Here is a 25606-nt window from a genome sequence, read left to right on the forward strand (position 1 = left end):
GGATTAAATTGATGTGCTGTAATGACTTTGCAAAAAACACGCCATTATTGTGCAATTTTTGATATATCTTAGTAAGCCTGCTTACGACGCATAAAAATATTAGTGGCAAACTCGTCGAGCATTTTTTGCTCAGCTTTAGCAAGTCTTTGCTGCTGTTCCAGCGCCTTTTTCTCAATCAGCTTCGCGATTGCTTTGGCCTTGACTTGCTGCTCTAACCATAACTTGCGGCGTTGGTCGACCACCCGTTTGGCCGTTGCAACTGTGTTGGCCTGCTGGCGAATGGCTTCTTCAATTTTGTTGATAAATGCATGATATTGGCCAAACCCAGCGCTCGACAGGCCCTGTAATGCCTTTTGATGCAGCTGCTGGCTGTACTCAAGGCGAAATTCGTTCAGACCATTGAGCTTCTGTTGGTTGGCGTGAAAATTTTGCTCGGCCTGGATAAAGTTGAGGCGGAGCTTTTCTTCTTTTTCACTTTCAAGTTTATAAAGTAAATCGAGTTTATTATTTGCCATTAGCCTTGTCCCAGTAGTTGTGCCAGGCCTTGCAGACATTCATCGTAATGCAGGACATCTTTCATGCCCTGCTGCAAGAAGGCGTTAATATTTGGCATCATATTAATGGCCTGATCTAACATAGGATCACTCCCCTGCTGATAGGCTCCTAACGTGATCATGTCTTTATTCTGTTGATACATGGAATAAACCTGCTTGAGTACTCTGGCCTGTTGCATATGACTTTCAGACACCACCTGAGGCATAACCCGGGAAATGGACTTCTCAATATCTATAGCCGGATAGTGCCCGCTGTCGGCAAGATCACGAGACAAAACAATATGACCATCGAGAATTGCACGCGCAGAGTCCGCGATCGGGTCCTGCATGTCATCCCCTTCACTCAGCACGGTAAAAAAGGCAGTAATGGATCCCTGTCCCTCTCCGCCGTTTCCTGCGCGTTCAACCAAAGCAGGCAGCTTAGCAAATACCGAAGGCGGATATCCTTTCGTTGCCGGCGGCTCTCCCACCGCCAGTGCAATTTCACGTTGCGCCATGGCGTAGCGAGTTACAGAGTCAAGCAACAACAGCACATTCAGCCCCTGATCTCGAAAGTATTCAGCAATTGTGACTGCGCTCTCACACCCTTTCAGCCTCATCAGTGGAGACGCATCAGCGGGTGCCGCCACCACCACGGAGCGACGCCGTCCTTCAACTCCCAGGATCTCGTCGATGAACTCTTTAACTTCTCGTCCCCGCTCACCGACCAGCCCAACGACGATGACATCCGCCTCACTGCCGCGTGTCATCATGCCAAGCAGGACGGATTTACCAACACCACTGCCCGCAAACAGACCCATACGCTGCCCCTGACCGACCGTCACGATAGAATTGATTGCACGTACACCTACATCCATAGGCTCTTTGATTGGGCGTCTGGCCAATGGGTTTATGGCTGACTGTGCAAATTTAAGATGAGTTTCTGCTTCAATAGTTCCTAAGCCATCCAATGGTCGGCCCAGTCCATCAACAACCCGACCCAATAAGCTCATTCCCACTGGCAAACCAGCTTCTTTGATCTGTGGAATAACCCGGGCACCGGGTAACACGCCAGAGATATGATCGTTCGGCATCAGGTAGAGGGTATCGTGATTAAAGCCAATGACTTCAGCATCCACAAAGCCACGTATTGTTTCTATTTTACACTGACTGCCGACCGGTGCGTTGAGGCCCTTTGCCTCCAAGGTTAAACCAACCACACGAGTCAGGCTGCCCGCCACCGCAACCCCATAGGGTTGAATGTGTTTTTGAAATTTTTGCAGGCGCTCCGCCAGTGGCTGCTCTGATGAACTGGATATTGTCATTTGCTATCAGTGAAAAATTGAGATAGTCCACTCATGCAAAAACCTAACCAACTTTTAGAAAGGACGGTACCGCCACCAGCAGGTACCGAGTAATGAAAAGTGTTAAGGGTCTACACCACTGTCTTGTAAAAAGCTGCCAAGTACTTCGCTAATACGATTTTTCAGGCTCAAATCGATGGATGAGTCCGGCGTTCTGATGTGACACCCACCACGCTCAAGCGTTGGTTCGGGCACCAGCTGCCAATGCTGCTCGGCAATGGTTTCTTCCCCATAGGCTTCTTTTACTAACGCCAGATCTTCAGGGTGTAGATTAATCCGCATTTGAGTATCGTGCAGTGGCAGCGCATCAAGCCCCTTTTTTAAGGCTTGCAGAATCAGCTCTGGACGGGTTTTAACTTGTTCGAAGATGACTTGCTCTGCCAATAAATTGACTAATTGAAGTAGTTGTTTTTCAGCGGCTTCGTCAATTTGTCGCAACGGCTTTTGTGTCGCCTCCAATAATGCAGACAGCGATTGCAGGCGTTCTTCAATGAGCGGTTTTGACTCTTCAATCCCCTGTTCCTTACCGAGTGTCACGCCTTCTTTGTAACCCGCTTCTTTGCCTTCACTGACGCCTTTGTCAAAGCCTTCAATATACCCTTGCTCGTGACCTTGTTTCAGACCTTCTTCAAAGGCATCTTGTCTGATCTGCTCCAGCTCTTCCAGCGTAAGCATGGGCACTTCTTCTTCCTCAGGCTCAGGCGCGGTTTGTTGCGTCTTTTGCTGATACAGCTCCTCAAGTGGCGTGCCCATTGCCGTGGAGCGCCCGGAATATTTGCTTAAGTCTTCTTCGACATTAGGAATTGGCCAGTTTTCCAGCAACTCATCTAATGCTTCGGAGCTGACCGGTTTGCCACGATATAGCTTTTTTTCTGCCATGGGTTACAGGAACTCCTCACCGCCACCGCCGCCGAGCATAATTTCACCCGAATCAGCAAGGCGTCGAGCCGTTGCCAGGATCTCTTTTTGCGCGGCTTCCACTTCACTGATCCGCACTGGCGGCATGGCTTCTAAATCATCCGCCATCATCTCAGCCGCACGTTTAGACATGTTCTTCATAATCTTGTCTTTCAATGAATCGTCGGCGCCTTTGATGGCTTTCATCAGTACATCCTGTTGTACCTCACGCAGAATCGCCTGAATACCACGATCTTCCACATCCATGAGGTTTTCGAAGACAAACATCAGATCCTGAATTTGCTGCGACATCTCTTCATCATGTTCACGGATAGAGTCCATCAGCTGACCTTCGATATTGGTATCCAGGTAGTTCATGATATCCGCAGCGGCTTTCAGGCCACCCATTTTCGCAGCTTGCGCACCAGCTTGACCTGCGAACTGTTTCTCCATGATTTCATTCAGCTCTTGCAGTGCTGCCGGCTGTACTTCTTCGAGGTTTGCGATCCGCATTGTCAGATCGAGACGAACTTTCTCAGGGAACTGAGAGAGGATTTCAGCGGATTGCTCTGGTTCGAGATAAGACAATACAATTGTCTGGATCTGAGGGTGCTCATTACGAATAATGTTGGCAACCTGCTTGGAATCCATCCACTTCAGTGAGTCCAGACCTTTAGCGCCCGACCCCATGACAATCTGGTCGATCAGGCTGGCAGCTTTATCTTCACCCAGTGCCGCAGTCAGCGCCTTCTTAATAAAGTCCTCAGACTGGAAGCCGATAGTACTGAAACTCTGAATTTGCTCGATAAACAGGTTGTGGACCGCACTGATTTTGGCCTGCGATAAGTCATCGAGTGCCGCCATTGCCATACCCACTTTTTGCACCTGCTTAGGTTCAAGATGCTTAAGGATCTGGGCAGCATCTTCTTCCGTCAGGCTCAGTAGCAGGATGGCGGCCTTGTCGACCCCATCCAGTTTGTCTACATCAAACGCCGGCGGCAGTTGTTTTTGTTCTTCATCACTCATCTTCGGTTAACCATGCTTTGACTACTTGAGAAGACAGCTCTGGCTCATTCGCAACCAGTGCACGAACCGCTTTAAGCAAATCTTCATCACCATGTAAGTCTGGCAATTGTAATGTACCATCGGAAGAGAAGCCAACTGCTGATTCATCAAAGTCATTGTTTAACATATCTAAAGTGCTGTCACCAAGGTCTACTCCAGAGGTTAGTGCATCTTCATCATATTCTTCAAGCGTATCTTCTGGGTAAATCAGGCGTTTCAGCATAGGTCTCACGACCGCCAGAATCAGCACTATGATGACCAGCGCGCCCATAACCAGACGGATGGTTTTCATGAACCATTCCTGCTCCCAAAGGGGCAAGTCGCCTTCTTCTAAAATATTTTCGCGTACAAACGGTACAGTCACCACTTCCAGCGCGTCACCACGCTGCATATCAAAACCCACCCCACCTTGTAGTAAGCGACGAATGTTATTCAGCTCTTCCTGAGAGCGCGGTGTCATGACCATATTGCCTTCGGCATCGGGCTTGTTCATGTAGTCCACAGCAACCGACACACTGATGCGACGTATCACGCCAGTTTGTTGACGCTTATGAGAGATTGTGGTGTCCAGTTCATAGTTACGTGTCGCTTCTTTGTGCACACGCGACGGGGTTGTGCCCGAGCCATTGCCTTGTCCGGCTACTTCAGGGATATTCGAGTTCACCGGAGGCTGGTTTGTTAACGCACCAGGAATACCCACCGCCAGACCACCCACATTATTCTCTTCAAACGTGGTTTCACTGCGTACCGCGGGTAAATCCGGGTTAAAACGTTTCTGAGTTTCTTCTATCGCGCTGAAGTCCATGGTCAGGTCAACCTGTGCGGTGTACTTACCCAAGCCGACAACAGGGATCATGATACTGTCGATTTTTTCCAGGTATTCCTGCTCACGCTTACGTTCTATCTCATATTCTTTGCGAGAACGTGCTGCCAGAGAATCCTGAGAGCCAGAGTTAAGCAAACGGCCATTCTGATCTGTCACTGTGACACGTGCTGGTGTTAATCCCTGTACCGCAGAAGCAACGATGTCAACAATTGAATCTACTTCTTCACTATCCAGTGTCCGACCACGCTTAAGCGTTACGACTACAGTCGCTGACGGTTGTTTTTCGCGTCGTGCAAATACATTCTCTTTTGGAATAGCCAGTAGAACTTTAGCGCGGTTAATATCCTGCAGTTCTTCAATGGTGCGAGCCAGCTGTTGCTCACGGCTGTGCTTAAGACGCTCACGCTCCAAACGTTGACTCACGCCAAAGCCCATATCCTGCATCAGAATATCAGTGCCACTGCTAGGTGCCTGGCTAAATCCATCACGGGCCATTCTCAGCTTGATGTCTTGATAATCTGACTCAGCCACCATGATGGTGTTACCATCCAGTTCATATTCAATTTTCTGTGCATCCAGAAAGTCCAGCGTCTGAACCAGCTCTTCGGTAGGATATTGACCTAACGGACGCATATCTGGCTGACGTGCCCAAATAATAATAAAAATCGCGATTGCCAGACAAATGGCCAGTGCTATCACCAAGGTAACCTGGCGGAGCATATCAACACCGCTCAAAGCACTAAAGTAGCCCGATTTTTGCTCTTGTTGCGTATCTGCTTCACCACCTGCGCCGGGAACTGTTTGTCCATCAGCAAGTGCCAGATCGGTTGATTGATTAGTAGCCACGATTACTCTCCGCTAAACTCTGATTATACTGGCATGCTCATGATGTCTTTATAAGCTTCTATCAGCTTATTTCTGACCTGTACTGTAGCATCAAATGCCACTGAAGATTTGTTCTTGGCAATCATTGCTTCAGCAAGTGATACACTGCGGTCACCCATTTCAACCGCGGTTACCTTTTCTTTGGCGTCACGTTGTAACCCCGCGACCGTATTAAGAGCATCACTGAGTAAATCACCAAACTGAGCGCTTGATGTAGCTGCCGTTGCCTGAACTGGCAGCTTGTTCGGATCCTGTGGTCTAACACGGCCGGCCTCTGAGGCCATAGCCTGCATTTCCTGATAAAGTCCGGTAGATTGAATTTTCATGGTCTGGCTCACTTTGTGAGTTGTACATAACCATTACAAAGCACAAAGTGTGCCAATATAATTCAATTAAATTTCAATCACTTAGGTGAGTTTGTGAAAGGTCGGTTTTTTGACAGCGGGGTAATTGTGCGATCTTATCACCAAAAAGGCTCCAGTATCCGGACATATTCAATGCCCGGACAATGGAATTGTATACCAATTTGCTTAATTCAGTGGATTTGGTATTCCACTTAGGCTGGGACAGGTAAACCCAGATCACGCATTCTGGCGAGTTTATATCGAAGCGTCCTGGGGCTTATCCCCAGCAACTCGGCTACATCCTTACGTTTGCCATTACACCGGGTCAGTGTGTCCAGAATGATTTGATGCTCTTTGTCCTGGAGTTCTTCTTTATAACTGAGCCCCTCAGCATCTTCATTATTAACATTAATGGCAATTGAACTGGCATCATCAGCATCGTTGCGCGCTGGTGTAGGAGCCTGATCAACAGGCTGCTGCAGTGTGCTTACTGATCGCGGTGAAAAGTTCTCAATAAAAATGTCGTCAGCAGTGATCTCCGTGCCCTGCTGCAAATCAAGGCACGTTGTACCACATTATCCAGCTCTCTGACATTACCCGGCCAACGATGACTAAGCAACTTATCCTGCGCGCATTGTGATAACACAGGTGCCAATTTGCCGGATTTGTCACAATGGCGCTGTAACAGGTGCTCAGCAAGCGGGACAATATCCCCACCACGCTCCGCTAGTGGAAGCCAAGTCAAAGGAAAGACATTCAAGCGATAGTATAGGTCTTCTCGGAATACGCCATCATTGACGGCTTCTTTAAGATCTCGGTTACTGGTTGCCAAAACTCTGACATCCAGTTCAATGGTCTTTCTGCCACCCAGGCGTTCGACTTCTCTTTCCTGTAATACCCGCAGTAACTTGGCTTGCAAGCCCAGGTCCATTTCGGTGATTTCATCAAGGAGGATAGTGCCTTTCTGCGCTTGCTCAAACTTACCCGGGCAAGCTGCAATAGCGCCAGTAAACGCCCCTTTTTCGTAGCCAAACAATGTTGCTTCAAGCATATTCTCAGGGATAGCGGCACAGTTAATTGCCACAAACGGTTGCTCAGCACGATCCGAGCGGTCGTGGATATAGCGTGCAAGTACTTCTTTACCAGAACCGCTAGGGCCCAGTACCATCACACTGGCATCAGAGCGCGCTACTTTTTTGGCTAACTCCAGCAGCTCGAGGCTTTTACTGTCAGCAACCACCGGACCTTCAGTTTCTTTCTCTTTCTCCGGCATATAACGGCTGACCATATTCAGTAACACCTCAGGTGCAAATGGCTTAGCCATATAATCAATTGCCCCCAGACGCATGGCTTCTACCGCGTCATCTATCGTGGCATAGGCGGTCATCATCAACACAGGTAGCTCAGGGTAATTGAGCTTCACGGTTCTGAGCAGATCCAGGCCACTCATAGCCCCCATTTGTACATCGCTGACCAACAAGGAAAATACCTGCTCTTTTAGCAATATAACAGCCCGCTCAGCGCTATCTGCTTCGACGCACTCAAACCCAGACATTTCAAGGGTGTCTATTAGTGCTTCGCGCAACCCGGCATCGTCTTCTACAACCAGAATCTTGTTGCTCATACGGCCTCCTGTAATGATGAATGTTCGCTGGAAATAGGCAGTAACATGCTAAAGCATGCTCCTCCGCTTTCATTATTGATGACGTCGACCCGACCTTTGTGAGAATGGGCGACGGAGTTCACAACAGCTAACCCCAAGCCAGTGCCCTGAGATTTAGTTGTGAAAAAGGGTTCAAATAATTTGCTTGCCTGGCTCAAGTCAACACCAGGTCCATTATCGGAAACACTGATGCGAACAGTGTCTGTGCCAGGCTCTCGCTGAGCGCAAACCTCTATCTTGGCACCCGCACCAATATGTTGAACACTGTTGTGGATCAGGTTCTGAATAGCACTAGCCAGCGCTGTTTTATTGCCCAGTATTTCGATGTCCGGCTCGGGGAGTTCAACAGCTAACTGTGCTTTATGTAGCAACACCATAGCATCTGCTCCCGTTTTGACTTCACTCAACAACTGCTGCATTGACACACGTTCAATTACCTGTTGCTCGCCACTTTTTGCGAACAACAACATATCATTGACCTGATTTTCAAGGTCTTTCAGGCGAGACATCAGTTTAGTGTGAAATTTATCTCGAGACTGAGCCGGTAGTTTACTACTGCCCAAGTTGGCACCATACAGCATGGCTGCAGATAAAGGTGTGCGCACCTGATGAGCCAAAGATGCAACCATCTTACCCAGTGCGCTCAGGCGCTGCATATGTGCAACTCGTGCCTGCAGACGTCTGGTTTCGGTTAGATCAGTCATCAGGATCAACTGGCCGGGTTCCGGTGTTAGTGCTGTAATATCAAGCTTGATAAGGCGCCCATCTTTAAGGGAGACTTCATGGCCATCATCCTGTTGTGGACTAAAAGAGCGCTGGATAATGTTGAACCACTTTTCACCTTCCAGTGGTTCGCCCAGCATATCAATTGCTATCTGATTAGCTTTGGCTATCATGCCCTGACCATCCAGAACCACCACACCCGCAGGCATGGTATCAACCAGATGACCCAACCAACTGGCCTGCTGCCGCAGATCGCTCAGCTCACCCATATACGCTTCTTGCAGCAAACAAGGGTTGTACTGAGTTGTCGGCACAAATTGTGGATTAATCACTTTTGCTAATGCCATGATATTGCTCTCTTAAACCTAGATACTCAGTAAAAGCAATTGACATGCCAACTTTATTTTCCTTTGAATTCATTAGATTACAAAAATGAAAACACATTCAAAAGTTTGACACTGTTTATTTGTACAGCACTATATTATGCGCTAAACTGGTGATTACACGTAGTCAAGTTAAAGGAAAATATCATGCATACACGCTGCCACTGGGTCGATTTAAGTAAGCCGGATTACGTGGCTTACCATGACGATGAATGGGGAAAGCCAGTTCTCGAAGACATTAAATTGTTCGAGTTTATTACACTGGAGTCAGCCCAGGCGGGCCTGAGCTGGTACACAATTTTAAAAAAACGTGATAATTACCGTAAGGCGTTTCATCAGTTTGATCCACACAAAGTTGCAGCGATGACAGACAATGACGTCAGCAGGCTGATGGAAGATACGGGGATCATTCGCAATAAACTCAAAATCCAGGCAACCATTAATAATGCAAAACGCTTCATTGAAATACAGCAGGAATTTGGCAGCTTTGCATACTACCAATGGCAGTTTGTTGATTTTACGCCAATCGTAAGCACAATCCACAGTCCTGAAGACTATCAGGCAACCACTGAAATAAGCACACAATTTGCAAAAGATTTAAAAAAACGTGGCTTTAAGTTTCTTGGACCCACCACCGTTTATGCCCATATGCAGGCCTGTGGCATGGTCAATGATCATCACGACGACTGCTTTTGCAAGGCCCCTATTTTAGCAGCATATCAGCAGTTGGATATTAAAGCGCAGCTGAGCACTCAAAGCTAAAGTAAACCAGAATGCCTTAACTAAGGATGCAAAAACATCGTGATTTTTGCATTTTCGCCAAAGCCACTATGACGAGCTGGCAGCTTATTCAGGATCAAAAACGGCGCGTTAAGAGCGCCATTTTTCAGTGTTGTGAGGTTAGAGCTAGTCTCTGTTTAGGTTGTATTTTTTCATTTTTTCAACCAAGGTTGTGCGACGCACACCCAATATCTCTGCGGCTCTGGCAACCACATAATCATAGCGCTCTAGTGCCTGGGTGATAAGGCTAATTTCCATTTCAGCCAGGTACTCTTTGAGCTCAATCCCTTCATCCGGTAACAGTCCCAGACTCGTTTCTGCACCGCCCAGATCCTGCGTTTCCTCTTCATCCTCAAAATCGCTGAATCCGTCACTGAATAATTCGTTAAAGACATCTTTTTCCAGCAGTTCTTCAGGATATTCAGGCTCATAGGCTTCAACGTCGATGTAGCGATACTTACCGGGCAGATCCGTCACATCCACTACTTTTTCAGGGAACATAATGGCCATACGTTCTACCAGATTAGCCAGCTCGCGAATGTTGCCTGGCCAGCCATGTGCCTTGAGACTTTCAATTGCGCGATCGGTAAATTTGACTGAGCTACCACCTTGCTCACCCACGCGACGCAGCAATTCTTTTAAAAGTAAGGGAATATCGTCAGCACGCTCTCGCAATGACGGGTTCTCGATGGGAAACACATTTAGGCGATAGAACAAATCCTCACGGAACTTGCCCTCTTCAATCATGATTTCCAAATTACGGTGTGTCGCTGCGATCACACGGACATCAGCCTGAATTGGCTTGGTCCCGCCAACGCGTTCATAGCTGCGTTCTTGCAAAACACGCAACAACTTAACCTGCATTTGCAATGGCATATCACCAATTTCATCAAGGAAGAGTGTGCCGCCTTGCGCCAGTTCAAAGCGTCCTTTACGCGCAGAAATTGCCCCCGTAAACGCCCCCTTCTCATGTCCAAATAACTCGCTTTCAAGGAGCTCACCAGGAATGGCGCCACAATTGACCGGAACAAATGGACCGCTATTACGGTTGGAGAGCAAATGCACATTACGCGCAACGACTTCTTTACCGGTTCCGGACTCGCCCAGGATCAGAACGTTAGCGTCTGTTTTCGCAACCTGAGAGATCAAAAAGCGCACTTCTTTAACGGCTTTAGTATCCCCGACCAGGCCATCAAACGATTTAGCATCGTTTAGTTGGGTCGACTTCCCGGGCAGCATGCGCAGGTATTGCTGGCAGTCGTGTAACAATTGCATTGTCACTTCCTGCCCGAAAGGCTCAGTGATGAGGCCAATGACGTTGGCCAGAGCAAGTAGCGGCCTTAGCGTTTCCCCAATCAACAGGAACGGGACGGCGGGCAAAGACTTAATTAAAGCCTCATGCTCTAATTGAGACAAAGCACCCAGGATGACCACCGGCTCCTGCAGATTGCTAAACAGCTCTGGAGTAAAATCAGACTCCGCAACCACCTGAGCTGGCTGGCCAACAAAGCCCAATGCCGCTGCCAGTCCAGATGCTCTGTTATTATTGTTATCGAGGATCGTAATCATGCCCGCAAGATCCAACTTCTTCGTTTATATTGATGGTATTGATTGTAAGTCAGTGACATGGGGATGCAATACCTAAGTGGCAAGTTTTTGACATCAACGCCAAAAAAACGCCACCGCCTATGCGCTAAATCAATACTTAAGGATTAAAATAGTGAAAAATCAGAAGTCTGTAGATTTTAAAGGGACATGTGTGCAAGCACGCTGATTGACTTCTATTGTGGCAGATATAAGCCTCTGTGACTGGCTATGGCTACAGAATCCACGGCCAGATAGAAAAACTAGGCCTCTGGCGAATCGACAATAAAAAAGCCAGCTATTCAGCGCTGGCTTCTTCAAGTACTTATTAAAACGACAATGTATCTACAAAAGGCCTAACACGGACGAAGCAGACTGGTTAGCCTGACCGCGCAGTGCAATAGATGCCTGAGATAAGATGTCATTGGCCGTTTGTTCAGCTACGGCACTGGCATAGTCCGTATCCTGGATCCTGCTTTGGCTCTCAGCGATATTGTCTCTTTGAGTCCCCAAACCACGTATGGTGCTGTTAAGGGTATTTTCAAATGCACCTAACTGAGTCCTTTGGGTGTTAAGTGCTTCAGACACCTGGTCAGCCGCGTCAATAGCTGTTTGTGCACCAGCCTGAGTTGATATGTCAACACTCAGTATTGGGTTTGCAAAGCTGCCGTCCGACGCGGTAAAGCCCTGTGTGGTATTCGCGTCGGGTCCAACCTGAAAGCTGGTTTGATTACCATCAAACAGCGCCTGTCCACCAAACGTCGTATTCTCAAACGTGTCCGTGATCTGTGACTGCAACTGCGTCACCTCTTCTTGCAGAGCTTGCCTGTCGCTGTCAGTTAGCGCGCCGCTTCCTGCCTGAAGTGATAGCTCTCGGATCCGCGACACAGCGTCATTCACTCCAGACAAAGCTGACTCTGTCGTTTGTGAGTAAGAAATGCCGTCGTACGCATTACGGATAGATTGGTTATATCCTTCCTGTTGCGATGTCAGACGGTTGATGATCTGCAGTGCAGCTGCATCATCTGCTGCCGAGTTGACCTTTTTACCGCTAGCAAGCTGTTGATTCAACTTGTTGTTGGTTTGATCAACCTGATTAAAAAAACTGTTACTTTGAGATTTTATCTGCATAACGCCTCCCCATCAGGTGTTATATACAATTAGTCTACTCCTTTGTGTTCAAAAAGTCATCTATTGTGAGAAATTGAATACTACACTTGGTATATTTACTGCAAAAACTCCATAACTGATATAAAGTGTTGAGTAATCACTTTTTTATCTTTAGTTATGCACTTTCTTGCAGTCATACCTTTTTCTATACTGTAAAGAATTCAATGCACCTTTAGGTTGGCTTTATGTTTGATAACAAAACTATTCTCATCACAGGCGGAACCGGTTCTTTCGGTAAAAAGTACGTCAACACCTTATTGACTCGTTATAAGCCAAAGAAAATCATTGTGTTTTCTCGTGATGAGCTTAAACAGTTTGAGATGCAACAGGTATTCAACGATCCCTGTATGCGTTACTTTATCGGTGACGTCCGAGACAAAAGCCGCCTTTACCGTGCCATGCAAGGCGTCGACTATGTGATTCATGCTGCTGCGCTAAAACAAGTGCCGGCTGCTGAATATAACCCCATGGAATGCATCAAGACCAATATCAATGGCGCCGAGAACGTGATTGAGGCTGCGCTCGATAACAACGTTGAAAAGGTGATTGCCCTGTCAACGGATAAGGCAGCTAACCCGATCAACCTGTACGGTGCCACTAAGCTGGCTTCCGATAAATTGTTTGTTGCAGCAAATAACATCGCAGGTGGACATAAAACCCTGTTCTCTGTCGTTCGATACGGCAATGTGGTGTGTTCGAGAGGCTCGGTTGTTCCTGTATTTCAACGCTTTATCGATGAAGGTTGCGACCATATCCCTATTACCCATGCCGATATGACGCGTTTCTGGATAAGTCTCCAACAGGGCGTCGACTTCGTCCTGAAGAACTTTGAGCGTATGTTGGGGGGGAAATCTTCGTGCCTAAGATACCTTCCATTCGAATTGTTGACCTCGCCACAGCAATGGCACCTCAGCTGCCACATAAAATCATCGGTATTCGTCCTGGGGAGAAGCTGCACGAAGTAATGTGCCCCGAAGACCTGTGTTTTGACACCTTTGAGTTTAGCGATCACTTTGTAATAGCGCCTGGTATTAAGTTCAGTAGTCGCAGTAATGACTTTGACACCAATGCACTGGGCGAGCAAGGTCAGGCGGTTGCTCCCGGATTCGAATATAACTCACTCAGTAACCCAGACTATCTGTCTGTCGAAGCCATTAAAGCCTTTAATGCCCAGGCATTGGCTTAAATTGCCTGGAGGATAAGATGATCCCTTATGGCAAGCAGAGTATCGCACAACAAGACATAGATGCTGTTGTAGCGGTACTGCAGTCTGATTTTCTGACTCAGGGCCCGGTTGTACCGCAATTTGAAGAAGCTGTTGCACAGTACTGTCAGGCGGCACATGCCGTGGCAGTGAATAGTGCAACCTCTGCTTTGCACATTGCCTGCATGGCACTGGATGTCACCGCGGATAGTTTGGTATGGACTGTACCGAATTCCTTTGTGGCTTCATCAAATTGCGCCCTGTATTGCGGCGCTTCGGTAGACTTTACAGACATTAATGCCGCAACAGGTAATATATGTATCAGCGCACTGGAAGACAAACTGAAACGCGCCCAGGCAGCCGATAAACTACCCGATGTGGTTATCCCCGTTCACTTTGCTGGGCAGTCTTGCGATATGAAAGCAATCGCTAAGCTGGCGAAACAATATCACTTTAAAGTCATCGAAGATGCATCGCACGCTATTGGCGGGCGCTATCAGGATAAACCTGTCGGACATTGTGGTTATTCGGATATTTGTGTGTTCAGCTTCCATCCCGTTAAAATAATCACCTCAGCTGAAGGCGGGATGGCCGTCACGCAAAATGAGCAGCTTGCACAGCGCATGCGCTCATTAAGAAGCCATGGTATTACTGCGGATCCAAGCTTGTTAACAGAACCCAGTCATGGGCCCTGGTACTATCAGCAACAAGCGCTGGGATTCAACTATCGCATGACGGACCTGCATGCCGCGCTGGGCCTGAGTCAGTTAGCACAACTTGACCAATTTGTGGCCACTCGCAATCAGCTTGCGCAACACTATGATGCTTTGTTTGCAAAAGTTGAAGATGTCACGCCGTTATCCCAATCCGATAATCAGTACAGTGCTTATCATTTATATGTGGTCAGAGTTGCTCACTGCACCGAGCAATTACATGAGTATCTTGTTACTCAGTTAAGAGCCCAGGGGGTCTTTGCTCATGTGCATTATATTCCTATCTATTTACAGCCTTACTATCAACAATTAGGTTTCGAGCCCGGATATTGTCCTGCCAGCGAAGCCTATTATCACAGTGCGATTACCTTGCCACTGTTTCCGTCTTTGACGACTGCACAACAGCAGCATGTCGTCGATACCCTTTGCCAGCTGCTCAGCGATTGGCAAAAAAACCACTCTGCACTAAAGGAGTAGCAGCCATGACAACCAAGCCCTTACACCTTGCTTTTATCGGCGGAGGCATGAATTCGGCCGTCGGCTACGTGCACTTTAGTGCTGCACAACTGGATAATCGTTTCAAAGTGGTAGCCGGTGCTTTCAGTCGTGATCAGGATACCAATACAGCGACCGCACAACAGTGGGATATCGCCCCTGAGCGCACTTACAGTGACTGGCACACCCTTATCGAGCAAGAACAAGACCAAGTAGACGCTGTGGTGGTTCTCACACCTACACCTCATCACTTGGATGTATTGACGGCCTTACTGAATAAAAATATTCCGATCATTTGTGAAAAGTCTTTGGTCTGTGGAACCGCTGAAACACAAGCGTTGGCAAAACTGTATGACCCCGCAAAACACTTTCTGGCGGTGACTTACAACTACAGTGGTTATGCTATGGTCCGTGAGCTCAAACACCTGATCGCTCAGGGTAAGCTGGGCCAAGTCCAAAAAATTCACCTGGAAATGCCGCAGGAAGGCTTTAAGCGTCCACCTGATATTGCGGGTAAACCCGCTAAACCGCAGGCGTGGCGACTTCAGGACTATCAGGTACCCACTATCTGCCTTGATTTGGGCGTACATTTACACCATCTATCGAGTTATTTACTGGAACTTGAACCAACGGAGACCTGTGCGCAGTTTGCCAATCACTCCGACTATCCGGGGTTAGTCGACGATGTACAAATGCTGCTCAAATACCCTAATGGGATCCGTGGCAGTATGTGGATGTCAAAAACCGCCATAGGTCATCGTAATGGCTTGCAAATCAGAGTATATGGTACGGCCGGCAGTGCTACCTGGGTACAGCTCAACCCTGACGAGCTACAACTGCAATTTAGTGACGGCAGAAGAGAAATTCTGGACCGTGCAGGACAATGCCAATATGCCAATCAGTTTCGTTACAACCGCATGAAGCCGGGTCATCCAACTGGGTTTGTCGAAGCGTTTGCCAATTTGTACACAGATATTCATCAGGGTCTGACGGCCTATCAGGCAGGTATCACTCCTAAAAATGAATATGTATTTGGTTTTGCTCAGGCTCAAGCAGGGATGGCATTATTTGAAGCGGCTGTGACCTCTGACGAGCAACATAGCTGGTGTCAGGTTTCCTCCTGACACCCCCTCTTTTACATTTCTGAATAACGCGTTTTTACGTCATTTCTAAGCACTTTGCCCATCGGGTTTCTGGGCAAAGCACTGAGGCGTTCGAGCGTGCGCGGCTGTTGGTAGTCAGTAAGCTCAGATAAACATAGTAACCGCAGCTCTCGGCTGATATCGACCCCATCTTGTTGCTCGTATACAACCTTAATGTATTCTCCCAGTTGCCTGTCTGCGCAACCAAACGCCACGCAGTCCACTACCTTGGGGTGCTTCTTAAAGACCGCTTCGATATCCTGCGGAAAGATATTGATGCCACCACTGGAGATCACCTCTTTTTTACGTCCGACATAATACAAAAAGCCGTCTTCATCCAGATACCCCAAGTCGCCCGTTAGAAAATACCCTTCAGAGTCATAAGCATCTTGCGTCTGCTGTGGCATTTTTAAATAGCCACTGAACCCGGTTGTCGTCTGACAGGCAATCTCACCCACTTCACCCGAATCCAAAGCATGCCCCTGTTTGTCCAAAATTTTAACCTGAACAAAGGGCAAAGCCGCACCGACAGCGCCGTTTTTGTCGCGACGCTCGCTGACACAAAAGTCACTGACAACACCCACTTCTGAGGCGCCGTAACATTCATGCAAGTGACAGGGTAATTTTTTTAATAACGCTTGTTTGGATTCCCCAGCGAGCACTGCAGAGGACGACACCACGCAGCGTAGCGAGCTCAGGTCCATTTCTTCGTCACAGCTCAGCAAACTCTCTAATTGAGCTGATACGGCAAACAAAAAACTGACTTTATGGGTTTTGATGGCTTCCAGCCATTTCGGCAAAGTAAACTTGGGCAAGATCACACTGGTTGCACCCAGCATCAGCGGCATCAGCACCCCACGCTGGGCCAGTGAATGATAAAGCGGTGTGGCGACCAGCACAACTTCATCCGGGGTTAACCCGTAATAGTGGATTGTGGCGTCAAACGCACGAGTGATTTTACAATGCTGGCTCAGAACGATAGGTTTGGGCTGACCTGTAGAGCCGGATGTCATAGTGAGTATAAAAGGCGCATTGATATCCACCACTGGCTCGGGAGTATTCGCTGCCTGTGCGGGCAACTCTTCTGACATAATATCCTGCCAACACGGTTCATCTGCAACGGGCTGTGAAAGGCTGATCAGGTTTGCAGGCTCTATGACTGCATCAGCCAATAGAGCCCGCCCGATAGAAGGCCAGGCTATTACCGCTGCAACAGGGGTTTTCTTTAACGCCACCGACAGCGCATCGCCCTTGAGACTGATAGGCAAAGGTACAATAGCAAGGCCCAGACGTGCCGCTGCCAGCATCACAATCGGGTATTCCAGGCCGTTCGGCGCAAATAAAGCTACCCGCTGACCGGGCTGTAACCCTAAGCGGTAAAAATGGGCACACAGCTTCAATACTTTGATATTCAGCGCCTGATAACTCACTGCCTGTTGCTCAAACACCAAAGCGGCTTTATCTGGCTGAGACTCCACATGCTGCGCAAAAATTTGATAGATATTACTCACAGTCTGTCCTCATTGGGTATTTGGCGACAAAATTAAAGTCCTGGTGGCTGGCACTAGGAAAGAGCTGCTGCGCAGCTTTATAACCGGGCTCATCTTCTGCCAGCGCTACAAAGCCTGCCCGCTCATTGAGCAGGTTAACAAATCGATTTTGTTTATTGATCACCGCAACCCAAGTAGCATCAGGGAAAGCCTCAAGCGTGAGTGTCAGCTGCCACTGCAAAATGAGCTGAGCATGGACAAAATTAACCGCGTCACTGGCTGCAAACCAACCACCAAACAGATAGGCCTGTCCGTCTATTGTGGTACATTGGTGCCAGACATAGAGTAGCGGTTCATCGTCCTGCAACAGCACAAATGAGTCGCGTGTTTGCCGGAACCACCAACGATAATGATCCACTTCATTAATTCGATCGGTAATAGTCATACGCCAGGCGTTATCACTGCGGTTACGGGCACTGAGATAACGGTTGATATGCAGATCTGTCACCGGCAGCAATCGCAAGTTATCCGCCAGTGTCCAGCTGATTTGTGGCTGTTCATTGACGTCTCTGAGTGCGGTCAACCCTGCGTTGGTTCCATTTAACAAAGCGGCGGCAATACGCTGCGCGCCCTGCCCGTCCACCTTTATAGCCGCTTTTGTGCAAAGCTGATGAACCCGTTTACGCTCACTGTACAAAGTTGCGATTAGCTCGGTCACCTTGTGTGTATCCTGCGCCAGCAAGTCCGGAATATGCAGGTAATGACCCAGCGCTTCAAGATCGGCTAATGCATTATCCTGGTTGGCTGCCAGGCTAAAGCTCAGCGCTGGCGTGTGTGTCGCAGCCAGTTCATACAAAGATGTGCCCAGCGCGCCGACAAAAAAGCCACAACGCTGATAGTAGCTAATCAAACTGGTTGCCTGTTCAATCAAAACTAAGCGGCTGTGTTGTGAGGCCAGTGTGTATAGCTGCTCGGTGTTCGTGGCCTTGGGGCCTATCACCACTTGTATTGGTGTGTTTTCCAGTCCGGCGGGCGGCGTATCGAGTAGGCGGGAAATCCATTGCGCAGGCACATGCCAGTCTCCGCCTCCGCCCAGTGAAAATAACAGCCCGCCATCGCGCACGTCAGCCATTGGCTGGCTGTACTCGGGTGCCAGAATACAATAATCGGGGCCCAGTAAAGTCTGGCTGTGCTGAGCAAGTTTGCCATCGTAACGCACAGCAGTCTGTGCCCCCTGCCATTTGGCATCCACCACCAGGTCGGCCACATGCGCCCGGGCTAAATCATCCATGGCCAACAAGGGCGCCCCGGTTTGTCGAATAAGTTGCTCCCATTGCACGTCAAAGCCATAACCATCGACCACCCAGCGGCTGGCTGTTTCTGCTCGCTGTGCGAGGGCATCCAGGGCAAACCGGGCATCACAGGAGGTATCTGGTTGCTGCGGTACTTCGACTAACTCGATGTCCAGATCGTGATAAAAACGCGCTGGCACTGTATCCGCATCCACCAGCATCATCACTCGTTGCTGCTGCTCGAGCAACGCTTTAGCCAACCACTTCATACGCATAAAGTGACCCAGACCACAGCGCGTGTCTACACGAATGGCTATCATGCCAGAGCCACTATGGCATCAGCGAAACGCCCCACTTGCGCATTGCGCGTATCCAGCAGCAGTTCGGGTGGGACTGACAAGCCAAAATGCGCTTCGATGTGCATGATCATCGACAACACCTCAAAGGAATCCAGCACACCGGCGGCGATAAAATCGAAAGACTCAAAATCAGCCTCGCAGACCACCACAGCACGTGCTTCAAAAAACTCTTTCAGCAGAGCCAGGACAGCGTCGCGTTGTACACTCATAGCAAGTCCCCCAGCTTAGTTGCATGCCACGCGTCAGCGCCTTGTTGACTGTGCGGCCAATAACATCCGGTAAGGATTTGGGCATAATTTCTCCGCCACCAGGTCGCATCTGTGCAACATGTTCTGGCGTGATCCGCTCCCCCGCTTTGATGTCTTTGACGATATACACACAGCGGCGTGCTTTAGACGCCTCGCTGGGGTAATGAACCCGCCCCATTGCCAGTTCAATTTGCCGAACGCCATGCACTAACGCAGCCAGGTCATCCGGTGTCATTGAGAAGAAACTGTCTGCGGTGTTATCCTCTTTGCTCATCACAAAATGCTTTTCAATCATACAGGCACCGACCGCCACTGAAGCCAGCGGTACATCATTTCCTAAGGTATGGTCAGACAAGCCCACTGGACAACCAAATGCCTCTCGCATATGCGGGATAGTGCGCAGGTTTATGCTGTCGGCCGGAGCAGGATAGGTGCTGGTACACTTCATCAGGCATAACTCTCTAATACCCGCGTCTTCGGCTACCTTCACCGCCTCGGCAATCTCTACCAGGGTGGCGCCGCCCGTTGACATGATCACCGGCTTATTGGTGGCCGCCACATCACGGATAAGTTGATGGTCAATCAGTTCCGGAGAGGCAATTTTATAGGCCGGCGCATTTAATTGAGCCAACAGATCGACTGCGGTTTTATCAAAGGGTGAAGAAAAGCAGGTGATGCCAATTTTTTCAGCCAACTCAAACAGCTCAGCATGAAAATCCCAGGGCATATAGGCCCCTTTGTAGAGATCATATAAATACTGCCCCTGCCACGGGCCGGTTGCCTCAAAGTGCGGCAGTCTACAGTCCATAGTTAGCGTATCTGCGGTGTAAGTTTGCAACTTAATTGCATCAGCACCGGCTTCTTTCGCTGCATAAACCAGCTCTTTGGCTTTACTTAATGACTGGCCATGATTTGCAGACATCTCTGCAATGATGTAGCAAGGTTGGTCATGGCCGACACTTTGTCCTGCAATGTTGAAACCTGATTGAAACGTCATGATGTTCTCAAATTCAATTTAATCTGTACGGTAAGTTATTATTGCTGTTTAAGCATGTCTTTAGGCACGGCATAAAACTGGGTTTCCAGCAGCCAGTGACCTTCTTGTCTTACGTAATAATGATAACGACCGGGCGCATACGACTCGATCAACAAGGGAATACGCCACAAGTCCTCTGGCTTGTGATACAAAGATAAAGCCAATGTGGGGGTGTGCTCACGAATATAATCGGCCCCCTGACATAAGGCATCATAATCAGCCCCTTCGATGTCCATTTTCAATACGTTGCACTGTACCTTAGCCATCATGTCCCCAAGGTTTATACTCTCCACCAGACAATCTGGAACTACCTGCTCATGTGGTTCAACGACAGAGACCACAGTTGCTGAGGCATTTTCTTCAACTTTAAGTTTTTGCCCTGCAGGGAGACCTACCGCCAGACGATGTATATTCACTAGATTAGGCTGAGTAATACCCATGCTATCTAAGCGAGTTTGAAACTGCTGAATGTTTTTCGCACTGGCCTCGAGCGCTGTATAACCCTTGAGAGCCTCAGGGTATCGCTGAAAAAAACCAGCAAAAGTGTCGCCATCGAACGCGCCAACGTCTAACACTCGTAACTCCTCATACTGGTACAGCTGCGGTATATCCTCGGGAAAATACATTTCGTATTGCTCTGGCAAGGGGTAATGCGCACGACTAGGGTTCAGCCTGTAATTGACAATTGACCCAAAAACGTTCCGCGACTTGCTGTCTGACAGCAGGTGCAATAAGTCCTGACACTGGGTTTCATCAACCTGTTGGCTCCTTGGAGCCTGCATCCATAAAACGCCGCATTCGTTCAGCAATTTCAGTGCCGTGGGGAACAACTCAAAAGCACTCAGAGTATCGATTACCTCGGAGAAACCAGCTTCATGTAAGCTTGATTCAACACCTGAGTAGCCGAGAATTGTGACTATGACTGGGTAATGAGTCTCTAAGTTATGCTCGGGAAAAGTCAGGCATGATACACCAGAATACTGAGCGGCTTTCGGTGCCTTATCAAGAATTGCGCGGGGCCTGAGGCCTACGCTAACCAAATGAGCGGTCAGCGCTTGTCCAAAATGACTTGCGCCATAAATATAAAATTGATTATCTGCTAAGTTCACCGCAGCTCCCTGTTGCCTGCCCGTAAGTTGACAGTAATGTATAAAGCAATAAATGGACCTTTCTTTTTATCGGCTACTGTAAGCATAACATTAACTTGCTGCAAGGGTGTGGGGTGACAACCACTGATTATCTTTAAAAATTGTGCAACTGTTGGCTTAGTTGCATACATAACAAACAACTGCCTTATGAGATGTTACAATTCGGCTTTACTTGCCTGATGTCACTCATATATTATCCAAGGTACTATTAAGCGCCAACAAATAGGTTTATCTTGAAGGACTTGCAAATAATAATTCAGGCCAGAATGACATCAACCCGGCTGCCTGGGAAAGTTATGCTACCCCTTTGTGATAGCACAGTACTACAAGTGATGTTGGAGCGCCTTGGTGATTTAACCAATAACGTAATCATTGCAACTACAGATGATGGCAGTGAACAGCCAATAGTCACGCTGTGTCAACGCCTTGGTGTAAAGTACTTTAAAGGCAGTACAGAGGATGTGCTTAGCCGCTACTACCTGGCCGCCCGTCAGTTTGGTGCCCAAGACAATACCGCTATCGTGCGTCTGACCAGTGATTGCCCCCTCATTGATTCCCAACTGGTTCGCCAGGCCATCACTTATTACCAAACTCATGATGTTGATATGGTTAGCCTGGGACCTCACAGCGGTTTTCCTCGCGGTCTGGACACCTGTGTGTTTGCCTTTCGTTTGCTCGCGCAAACGCACCAATTTGCCCGCAGCGCCCCAGACAGAGAACACGTCACTTTAGGGATGGCTAAATTCAATACCATGACCAGCCACACCATTAGCGCTGGTGACGATTACAGCCACTACCGCCTGACACTGGATGAACCCGATGACTACACAGCAATCCAGGCAATTTATCAGCAATTTAATAATATCATTGACTTTGATTACAGCGAATTATTAGAAACATTAAAGAATCACCCCCACCTTGCCGATATAAATAAGCACGTTGAACAAAAAACTGTCTAGCACAGCGTAAGTCAATGGCGCCTGCAAACGTAGGCGCAATTTTTGCTAGAGCATTGTCATGCCGGGTGATTAAAGTATTCAAAAAGAGAGAAAAATGAGCAATAAAACTGTTTTAGTGACCGGTGCCACCGGATATAAGGGCACGGTATTAGTGCCTAAGCTGCTCGCCAAAGGCTATCAGGTTATCGCGCTGGACACACAGTGGTTTGGTAATTTCCTGCCTGAACATGAAAACCTGACCGTGATAAAAGGTGATGTGCGCCACACCTCAGACATCGAACTGAGTGGTGTAGATAGCATCATTCACCTGGCCTCTATTGCCAATGATCCATGCGGTGACCTGGACCCTAAACTGACCTGGGAAGTAAGCGCACTAGCCACGATGCAACTGGCAGATAAAGCCAAACGCGCCGGGATCAAGCAATTTATCTACGCTTCCTCGGGCAGTGTGTACGGTGTCAAAGATGAAGCCCAGGTTACTGAAGATTTAACCTTAGAGCCAATCTCAGAGTATAACAAAACTAAAATGGTTGCCGAGCGTGTATTGCTGAGCTACGCCGATGATATGGCCGTACAAATTGTCCGTCCTGCAACAGTTTGTGGTTTATCTCCCCGTCAACGCCTGGATGTATCCGTCAATATGTTGACGATGCAGGCCCTTGAGAATGGCAAGATCACCGTATTTGGTGGTGCCCAGGTACGACCAAACATCCATATCGACGATATCACTGACCTGTACATTTTCATGCTGGAACATCCAGAAAAAACCAGCGGTATTTTCAATGCCGGGTTTGAGAATATCTCTATTATGGACATTGCTAACATGGTCAAAGCTCAGATTGACTGTGAGATTGAAGTGACGCCATCAAACGACCCGAGATGTTATCGGATCAACTCAGATAAACTGCTGGCGAGTGGATTTAAACCCACCAAAAATGTCGCCACTGCGATTGAAGAGCTGATCGCTGCCTATCGCGCAGGTCAGTTGAAAAATGAAGATCGCTTCTACAACCTTAAATGGATGCAGCGAGAAGTATTATGAGTAAACAACAAGGCATCGTCGCCCCTATCCCACGCCGGGATCCCATTGTCGCCCTGACTGAAGACTATGTAGATACGTTGAGTCGGGTGCTGACGCAGCTCGATGGCAATGAAGTCAAGCAGCTGGTCAGCACTTTGCTGGATATGAAAGCCAACGGCGGTACCTTGTATTTGTGTGGCAATGGTGGGTCAGCCGCTAATGCTATCCACCTTGCAAATGACTTTACATTTGGTGTTCACCCTCAGGGCGATGCCCTGAAAGTGGAAGCACTGGCAGCAAACAGTTCAGTGTTAACCTGCCTTGGCAATGACATAGGCTACGACAACATTTTTGCTCACCAGCTCAAGGTCAAAGCATCAGCGCAGGATGTGTTGCTGGTGCTGTCAGGCAGTGGCAATTCAGGCAACATCATCCGAGCCATTGAGCAAGCTCAGGCTTTAGGTATGCACACTGTAGGGATTCTTGGATTTGATGGCGGTAAAGCCAAACCATTGCTCGACCAGGCATTTCACTTTGCTATTCAGGACATGCAGATCTCTGAAGATACCCAGGTGGTGATCGGACACATTCTAATGAAAGCCCTTTATCAGGAGCTCAACCATGGCTAATGCGCCAATCCTTGTACTCGGTAGTAACTCCTTTTCGGGCGCGTCTTTTTGCGCCCATTTACTAAAACAAGAACATTCAGTGCTGGCTGTCAGTCGCTCAGCAGAACCACACACCGCTCTGCTGCCCTACAAATGGCAGGCTAATCAGCCTGATTTTCATCAGCTCGACCTGAACCACCAGTTGGACGACATTATGGCTCTTATCAAGCGCCATAAGGTCAGTACTGTCTATAACTTTGCGGCGCAGAGCATGGTAGGACAAAGCTGGCAATATCCGGAACACTGGTTTATGACCAATGCAGTGTCAACCATCAAGCTACACAATCAGCTAAAAGACCTGGATAACCTGGACAAATACGTACACATCTCTACACCTGAAGTGTACGGGAGCTGCGAAGGTCTGGTGAAAGAGCATCGTAACTACCAGCCCAGCACCCCTTATGCGGTGTCGCGTGCTGCGGCAGACATGAGCTTGCATACCTTTTTTGATGTCTACAAATTCCCAGTGTTATTTACCCGCGCTGCGAATGTTTATGGTGAAGGTCAGCAACTCTATCGCATCATCCCCAGAACCATTTTGTTTGCGCTGCTTGGTAAGGTATTACCTCTGCATGGCGGTGGTCACTCAACCCGCTCGTTTATCCACATCGATGACGTGTCAGACGCGACACTGAAGATTGGCACACACGGCACATTGGGTGAGACATATCATATCTCAACCGAACGCATGATCACCATTCGCACCCTGGTTGAGCTGATCTGCGATATGCTGCAAGTGCCTTTTGAACAGGTCTGTGCCGTCACCGAGGATCGCCTCGGCAAAGACGCAGCCTACCTGCTTGACAGTAACAAAGTCCGCTCAGAACTGAACTGGCAGGATCAAGTCTCTCTGGAAAACGGCCTGGAGCGTACCATTGCCTGGGTCAAACAGTACCAGAGCGAACTAAGCACATTACCCCATGACTACATTCATAAAGCGTGAGTTCCCTATGTTCGGACAAGAAATCGATTTATTAAAAAATTACCCTAAGTCTAAGCGCGATACTAAGGGCCGTGCCAACGTGATCACCGAAGCAGATCGCGAAATTGCCAGACAATATGGCAAAGACTTTTTTGATGGTGACCGTACCTATGGTTACGGTGGCTTTAGTTACTTCCCGCGTTTTTGGCAGCCTGTTGTACCGGATCTCAAGGCACACTTCGGCCTTAATGAAAGCTCTAGCCTGCTGGATGTAGGATGTGCAAAAGGCTTTATGCTGTATGACCTGCAGCAGATGATCCCGGGTATGACATTGCGCGGACTGGATATTTCTCAATATGCCCTGGAAAATGCCAAAGAAGAAGTCAAAGAGCTGCTGACTTTAGGCAATGCCAAAGCGCTGCCCTATGAAGACAACAGCTTTGATGTGGTGATGTCAATCAACACCATTCACAACCTGGAAGAAAATGAATGTGCCATGGCATTGCGTGAAATCGAGCGCGTCAGTCGTGGCAAATCTTTTATTACCGTCGATGCCTACCGTAACGATGAAGAAAAGGAACGTATGATGGAGTGGGCTCTAACGGCCAAAACCATTATGCACGTGGATGACTGGAAGCAATTTTTCCGTGATAACGGTTACACTGGCGATTTTTATTGGTTTATTCCGTAGG

22 protein-coding genes and 2 pseudogenes are annotated in these 25606 nt (G+C 48.3%); 9 read left to right on the forward strand and 15 right to left on the reverse strand.

What is annotated here, in order from left to right:
- Positions 1 to 68: 68 nt before the first annotated feature.
- The 8 genes and pseudogenes from fliJ to ELR70_RS18735 form a co-directional block, all read right to left on the reverse strand.
- Positions 69 to 515: a flagellar export protein FliJ gene (gene fliJ, locus ELR70_RS18700; protein WP_054015620.1), complete on the reverse strand. Its 447-nt coding sequence runs from the start codon at positions 513 to 515 to the stop codon at positions 69 to 71.
- Positions 515 to 1858, reverse strand: coding sequence for a flagellar protein export ATPase FliI (gene fliI, locus ELR70_RS18705; RefSeq protein ID WP_054015619.1), 1344 nt, complete (start codon positions 1856 to 1858; stop codon positions 515 to 517). The genes fliJ and fliI overlap by 1 nt, the downstream gene beginning before the upstream one ends.
- A gap of 102 nt (positions 1859 to 1960) precedes the next feature.
- Positions 1961 to 2776: a flagellar assembly protein FliH gene (gene fliH, locus ELR70_RS18710; protein WP_054015618.1), complete on the reverse strand. Its 816-nt coding sequence runs from the start codon at positions 2774 to 2776 to the stop codon at positions 1961 to 1963.
- A 3-nt stretch (positions 2777 to 2779) separates the two neighbouring features.
- A complete protein-coding gene (fliG, locus tag ELR70_RS18715; RefSeq protein WP_054015617.1) occupies positions 2780 to 3820 on the reverse strand; it encodes a flagellar motor switch protein FliG in 1041 nt (346 codons plus the stop codon).
- Positions 3813 to 5534: a flagellar basal-body MS-ring/collar protein FliF gene (gene fliF, locus ELR70_RS18720; RefSeq protein WP_128064672.1), complete on the reverse strand. Its 1722-nt coding sequence runs from the start codon at positions 5532 to 5534 to the stop codon at positions 3813 to 3815. The genes fliG and fliF overlap by 8 nt, the downstream gene beginning before the upstream one ends.
- 20 nt (positions 5535 to 5554) lie before the next feature.
- Positions 5555 to 5896 (reverse strand): flagellar hook-basal body complex protein FliE, encoded by a 342-nt coding sequence (fliE, locus tag ELR70_RS18725; protein WP_054015615.1) that lies wholly within the window; start codon positions 5894 to 5896, stop codon positions 5555 to 5557.
- Positions 5897 to 6126: 230 nt separating this feature from the next.
- A pseudogene (locus ELR70_RS18730) lies at positions 6127 to 7538 on the reverse strand (sigma-54 dependent transcriptional regulator).
- Positions 7535 to 8647, reverse strand: coding sequence for an ATP-binding protein (locus tag ELR70_RS18735; RefSeq protein WP_054015613.1), 1113 nt, complete (start codon positions 8645 to 8647; stop codon positions 7535 to 7537). Before ELR70_RS18735 ends, ELR70_RS18730 begins: the two are co-directional and overlap by 4 nt.
- 183 nt (positions 8648 to 8830) lie before the next feature.
- Between ELR70_RS18735 and ELR70_RS18740 the strand changes: the two genes are divergently transcribed.
- Complete coding sequence (locus tag ELR70_RS18740; RefSeq protein WP_054015612.1) at positions 8831 to 9445, forward strand: DNA-3-methyladenine glycosylase I; 615 nt, start codon at positions 8831 to 8833, stop codon at positions 9443 to 9445.
- Between the two features lie 144 nt (positions 9446 to 9589).
- Here the strand turns inward: ELR70_RS18740 and ELR70_RS18745 are convergent, their stop codons facing one another.
- Positions 9590 to 11032 (reverse strand): sigma-54 dependent transcriptional regulator, encoded by a 1443-nt coding sequence (locus ELR70_RS18745; RefSeq protein WP_054015611.1) that lies wholly within the window; start codon positions 11030 to 11032, stop codon positions 9590 to 9592.
- 360 nt (positions 11033 to 11392) lie between these two features.
- Positions 11393 to 12178, reverse strand: coding sequence for a flagellin (locus tag ELR70_RS18750; protein ID WP_054015610.1), 786 nt, complete (start codon positions 12176 to 12178; stop codon positions 11393 to 11395).
- Between the two features lie 224 nt (positions 12179 to 12402).
- Here ELR70_RS18750 and pseB point away from each other — a divergent pair.
- From pseB to ELR70_RS18765, 3 genes and pseudogenes are all read left to right on the forward strand, one after another.
- Positions 12403 to 13403: pseudogene (gene pseB, locus ELR70_RS18755) on the forward strand (UDP-N-acetylglucosamine 4,6-dehydratase (inverting)).
- 17 nt (positions 13404 to 13420) lie between these two features.
- The gene (gene pseC / locus ELR70_RS18760) at positions 13421 to 14611 is read left to right on the forward strand and encodes a UDP-4-amino-4,6-dideoxy-N-acetyl-beta-L-altrosamine transaminase (RefSeq protein ID WP_054015608.1); all 1191 of its coding nucleotides are present in this window, start codon (positions 13421 to 13423) and stop codon (positions 14609 to 14611) included.
- Between the two features lie 5 nt (positions 14612 to 14616).
- The gene (locus ELR70_RS18765) at positions 14617 to 15753 is read left to right on the forward strand and encodes a Gfo/Idh/MocA family oxidoreductase (RefSeq protein ID WP_054015607.1); all 1137 of its coding nucleotides are present in this window, start codon (positions 14617 to 14619) and stop codon (positions 15751 to 15753) included.
- Positions 15754 to 15764: 11 nt separating this feature from the next.
- Here the strand turns inward: ELR70_RS18765 and ELR70_RS18770 are convergent, their stop codons facing one another.
- The 5 genes from ELR70_RS18770 to ELR70_RS18790 are packed head-to-tail and all read right to left on the reverse strand — an operon-like array spanning position 15765 to position 21305.
- Complete coding sequence (locus ELR70_RS18770) at positions 15765 to 17282, reverse strand: class I adenylate-forming enzyme family protein (protein ID WP_054015606.1); 1518 nt, start codon at positions 17280 to 17282, stop codon at positions 15765 to 15767.
- Complete coding sequence (locus ELR70_RS18775) at positions 17275 to 18873, reverse strand: hypothetical protein (protein WP_054015605.1); 1599 nt, start codon at positions 18871 to 18873, stop codon at positions 17275 to 17277. The genes ELR70_RS18770 and ELR70_RS18775 overlap by 8 nt, the downstream gene beginning before the upstream one ends.
- Positions 18870 to 19121 (reverse strand): phosphopantetheine-binding protein, encoded by a 252-nt coding sequence (locus ELR70_RS18780; RefSeq protein ID WP_054015604.1) that lies wholly within the window; start codon positions 19119 to 19121, stop codon positions 18870 to 18872. Before ELR70_RS18780 ends, ELR70_RS18775 begins: the two co-directional genes overlap by 4 nt.
- Positions 19072 to 20157: a pseudaminic acid synthase gene (pseI, locus tag ELR70_RS18785; protein WP_128064673.1), complete on the reverse strand. Its 1086-nt coding sequence runs from the start codon at positions 20155 to 20157 to the stop codon at positions 19072 to 19074. Before pseI ends, ELR70_RS18780 begins: the two co-directional genes overlap by 50 nt.
- A 38-nt stretch (positions 20158 to 20195) precedes the next feature.
- Entirely contained in the window at positions 20196 to 21305 is a 1110-nt protein-coding gene (locus ELR70_RS18790) for an FkbM family methyltransferase (protein ID WP_054015602.1), read from the reverse strand.
- 272 nt (positions 21306 to 21577) lie between these two features.
- Between ELR70_RS18790 and ELR70_RS18795 the strand changes: the two genes are divergently transcribed.
- The 5 genes from ELR70_RS18795 to ELR70_RS18815 all read left to right on the forward strand — a co-directional run bounded on the left by ELR70_RS18795 (position 21578) and on the right by ELR70_RS18815 (position 25605).
- On the forward strand, positions 21578 to 22303 hold the full coding sequence (locus ELR70_RS18795) for a glycosyltransferase family protein (protein ID WP_128064674.1): 726 nt from the start codon (positions 21578 to 21580) through the stop codon (positions 22301 to 22303).
- 94 nt (positions 22304 to 22397) lie between these two features.
- Positions 22398 to 23345: an SDR family oxidoreductase gene (locus tag ELR70_RS18800; protein WP_054015600.1), complete on the forward strand. Its 948-nt coding sequence runs from the start codon at positions 22398 to 22400 to the stop codon at positions 23343 to 23345.
- A complete protein-coding gene (locus ELR70_RS18805; RefSeq protein WP_054015599.1) occupies positions 23342 to 23953 on the forward strand; it encodes an SIS domain-containing protein in 612 nt (203 codons plus the stop codon). Before ELR70_RS18800 ends, ELR70_RS18805 begins: the two co-directional genes overlap by 4 nt.
- A complete protein-coding gene (locus ELR70_RS18810; RefSeq protein WP_054015598.1) occupies positions 23946 to 24935 on the forward strand; it encodes a GDP-mannose 4,6-dehydratase in 990 nt (329 codons plus the stop codon). Before ELR70_RS18805 ends, ELR70_RS18810 begins: the two co-directional genes overlap by 8 nt.
- Entirely contained in the window at positions 24913 to 25605 is a 693-nt protein-coding gene (locus ELR70_RS18815; protein ID WP_235577100.1) for a class I SAM-dependent methyltransferase, read from the forward strand. Before ELR70_RS18810 ends, ELR70_RS18815 begins: the two co-directional genes overlap by 23 nt.
- Position 25606 lies beyond the last annotated feature (1 nt).

Origin of the sequence: Pseudoalteromonas sp. R3, assembly GCF_004014715.1 — a bacterium.
In the GTDB taxonomy this organism is placed as follows: domain Bacteria; phylum Pseudomonadota; class Gammaproteobacteria; order Enterobacterales; family Alteromonadaceae; genus Pseudoalteromonas.